We start from the raw sequence: 4176 nt of genomic DNA on the forward strand, positions 1-4176 counted from the left end.
TGGTGTTTTTGAATTAGAAAATCACTCGAACTGACGATGGTAGAAAAAGGGAAATTATCCTGAGAACGTCACTTCGAGTGATTTTACTGAATGCAGTGGTGTAAAATTGTATAGAGATGTTTTTCCTTCTAAGCGTTCTCGATATTATTTTCTAATTCAAAAAACTGGCGTTTTTGAAATAGAAAATCACTCGAACTGACGTATGTAGAAAAAGGGAAATCATTCTCAGTTCGTCACTTCGAGTGATTTTACGGAATGCCGTAGTGTATAATTATATCGAGAAGTTTTTCCTTCACGGGTTCTCTATTAGCTTCACTCCGTTCGGCTTTAGCTAAGGTCTATTTTCTAATTTAATCAATTAGCCTCATCATAACCATCAAAAAGTGTCTTTTGGTACACATCACCATTGAATTTATTAATCAATTCTCGAATAAACTCATAATGCTTGACGTATTGATTGGGGATGAAGAGTAAATGAATATCTTTTTGGGCTAGTAATTCCATTTTGATAGAATCGGACTGCATGGTTCTTTTGTTGTTATAATGTTCTTGTCCGTTTATTTCAAAAACTACTTTGGGGTTATTGTTTTGAAAAAGGACACCATCGAACTCTTTTTTATTGACAAGTTTGTTGTTCTTTTCCTCGGGAAATAGGTCGATTACTTTTACATTTCTTTTGAAACGGGTGTCTTTTAGTGAGCAGTAATGCTGCATGGTTTTATAGAATTCGTCTTCGAACTTGGAATTGTTTGAAAAACCAATAGTGAATTTATTGACTGTGCTTTGGGCTATTTCAGTAGTTCCGTTGGTTGTAGCATAATTAATCAGGGCATATAAATCGTCTTCTTTTTTTGATAAAATGTCTATTGCATACAAGTCAGTTACTACAATTAAATTTTCTTTTGCTCTAGTTATACCTACATTTATTAGTTCGCTGTTGTTTTTAATCCAGTCGTATGTTTTTTGTGTGGTTTTTTTTGAAATGGCAGTGGAAATGATGATGGTTTTGTTTTCTTGTCCTTGCACTTTGTGGATGGTGCCACAACTAATGGAACTATCAATGGCTCCTATTTCTTTTGCTTGATTGAGGTAATGATTGATTACGTCTTCTTGGTTTCTAAATGGCGTTAGAATAAATACATCTGATAGTGTATTGTCTTTTATATAGTCTACTATTGCGACTGCTTCTTCTATTTGTGCATTTTTATTTATTTGATTGACATTGGTAACTGCTAATAGTTTTACTGTGCCGTTGGTATTGACAGCGGATAGGTTCAATCGTTGTTCGTAAAATCGTTTGTTGGAATAATCGATTATTTTTTTGCCACAGCGGTAGTGATAACTTAATAAAATTTCTCTAGAAATGGAATCTATTTTTTTATAGATTGAGAGTATTGAGTTATTGTAGTAATTATAATCTTTATCGATATTGAACTGATGCATTAGTTTTTCATTCTTGCTTTCTTCGAAAACGATTATGGGTTTCAATTGGTTGGTATCGCCTATCAAAACCATGTTTTTGCACTTTGAAATGGGTAGTAAGCTTGTTGGAATATCGCATTGTCCTGCTTCATCGATGGTCAATAAATCAAATTTGAACTTCTGTCCTAGCCTTCTGCTTGATATATTGGTTGTCAATATGATTGGGAATACTTTGGTGAATTTTTCAAGGTTTCTGTCATTGCTCAACCAAGTATTAAATTCCTTTACTTGCTCCTTTTCGTCAAGAATATAGAGTATTTCAATGAGTTCAATATAGTCCTTTGTTCTTAATCGCTTGATGAATTTTAAAGACTCGTAGTAAAAGAATTGTAGTAATTTAAAATTACCGTCAATAATTTCAAATATTCCTTTTACCTCCTCATCTTTGATTTTTGGGATGGCGTTTATTTTATTTTCTAGTTTTTGTCTTTCTTGTTCGAGTAGCCAATAGCTTCCTTTTGAAAGCAGTCCTTCAATGAATTCTAAATTTTGTTCTAGGTCTGTTATTTCTTCGTATTGCTGTAATTTTTCAAGCAGTAGTTTGTTATTCTCTTTAGACTTTTCTTTTAGATTGTGTAATAAGGCTTCTTTGGGCACATCAAAGGTTTTAAACTGGTACAGCTTTTTTATGGTTTGCAAGGCTTCTAAAGTGCTTTGTTTGTTTCCAAGCCGTATGAAAGGAAGCAAAATCTCTTTGTTTTGGTATTTTCCTAAACTTAGTTTTTCTTTAATACCATCAATTGGCACATTATTATTTGAGGTGATTAATAGTGTTTTGTTATTGGTCAAACAGTTGACTACTATGTTTAGAATGGTTTGTGTTTTTCCGGTTCCTGGCGGACCTTGTACATAGGTTACTGGATATTTTAACGAATTATAAATGGTTCGTAGTTGGTCAATATTGACATTATTGTCATAGAGCACAATGTGGGGTTCTTTCCTATTCTTTCTATCTAATAATGAGGAATTTTTAAAGAAAGCTTTAAGGGGTATTTGCATTTCTTTGTTTTCATATTCTGTATTTATACCATCATAAATTGGGGCTATATCAATTTTTGAATAACCTAAAACAACTACTTCTGGTCTAGTATTAATTAATTCTCCTGATTTGAAGTTGCCGCTGAGTAATTCTATTGTTTGTTCTTTATTACTTAAATAGTGTTCTTCAAAATCGGAATTGCTTAAATCGGTATAATAAGACAATGAATATTTTACATCTTTTATGTAGAAATTTGGGTTAAAATGGGTTGTTCTATTGATTAGAATTGTTTTCTTAACTGGATCATAGGTTAATTCTCGATAGGCAACTACAAATTTTCCTTTGGACTCTATATCTATTGAAAATTCGCATAATGCCAATTTGTAATCGTGGAACTTGCTATAATCGTTGTTATAGATTTCTGTGATAATATGCTTTTGTTGCTCTCTGGATAATTGATATGGGTTTTGTTTAATTAATTCGGTTAAATCAATTTCAGGAATCAAATGGGTTTTGTGAAGAAATGGATCATTATTGGCTTTGTAACACTCTAAATAATAATTGAGAATATTATTGTTATACCTATCAAATTCATATACTTGTAAGCTTTCCTCTTCGTTAATTTTTTTTACTAATTGGTCTGGAACATCATAATGAGAGAACTTTAAAAGTTCCGCTCTTTGTATGGCCGAAATTGAAATTGTTGTATTCAATATTGGCTCGTCTTTCATTACATTGAACATGTTTACCACAATTTTATCATTACTAGTAATGTCTAAAATGGAAATCCAGAAATGCTTTACCTCGTCCTGTTTGTTTTTATAGGTTATGCTGAGGTATTTGCCTTGTCTGATGGCTTCACCGATAGTAACTGTGATTTTTTTGTTGGTCATCGTATTGGTATATCCCAAATCAATTTGTATGATTTGTAATTTCAGAAACTTTAAGTATTATCAAATATAAATAAGTTTTGTGTTTATTCATGACTTTAGAATAATAAGCGGACTTGATAGTACTTTTCGATAAAAAAAGGATGACAAAATGGTGGAATATTGAGTAATTTAATGATTATCGATATTATTTAACAAATATCCTTCTAAAGGTTCTCGATTAGCTTCGCTCCGTTCGGCTTTGCCTCGGGTGTATTTTCTGTTTCAAAAAACTGGTGTTTTTTAAAACAGAAAATCACTCGAACTGACGATGGTAGAAAAAGGAAAATTATTCTGAGAACGTCACTTCGAGTGATTTTACTGAATGCAGTGGCGTAAAATTGTATTGAGAAGATTTTCCTTCTAAGCGTTCTCGATATTATTTTCTATTTCTAAAACTGGCGTTTTAAAAATAGAAAATCACTCGAACTGACGAGTGTGGAAAAAAGGAAATTATCCTCAGAACGTCACTTTGAGTGATTTTACGGAATACAATGGAGTAAAATTGTATAGAGAAGAGATAAACAAATATGCTTCTAGGCGTTCTCGATATTATTTTCTATTTCTAAAACTGGCGTTTTAAAAATAGAAAATCACTCGAACTGACGATGGTAGAAAAAGGGAAATTATTCTGAGAACGTCACTTCGAGTGATTTTACTGAATATAATCGAGTAAAATTGTATTGAGAAACAATTATAAAAAAATATCCTTCTAAGGGTTCTCGATACAATTTTCTGTTTCTAAAACTACCGTTTTAAAAACAGAAAATCACTCGAACTGACGTA

1 protein-coding gene is annotated in these 4176 nt (G+C 31.9%); it reads right to left on the reverse strand.

The genetic code is table 11. The features are described from left to right. Nucleotides 1-354 precede the first annotated feature (354 nt). The gene (locus tag BC748_RS01100) at nucleotides 355-3354 is read right to left on the reverse strand and encodes a DEAD/DEAH box helicase (protein ID WP_133531618.1); all 3000 of its coding nucleotides are present in this window, start codon (nucleotides 3352-3354) and stop codon (nucleotides 355-357) included. Nucleotides 3355-4176 lie beyond the last annotated feature (822 nt).

Origin of the sequence: Flavobacterium dankookense (assembly GCF_004362665.1) — a bacterium.
GTDB classification, from domain to species: domain Bacteria; phylum Bacteroidota; class Bacteroidia; order Flavobacteriales; family Flavobacteriaceae; genus Flavobacterium; species Flavobacterium dankookense.

Excerpts from the sequence above, each read along its gene's own strand:
- BC748_RS01100 (WP_133531618.1), bottom strand. The coding sequence starts at position 3,354 with ATGACCAACAAAAAAATCACAGTTACTATCGGTGAAGCCATCAGACAA.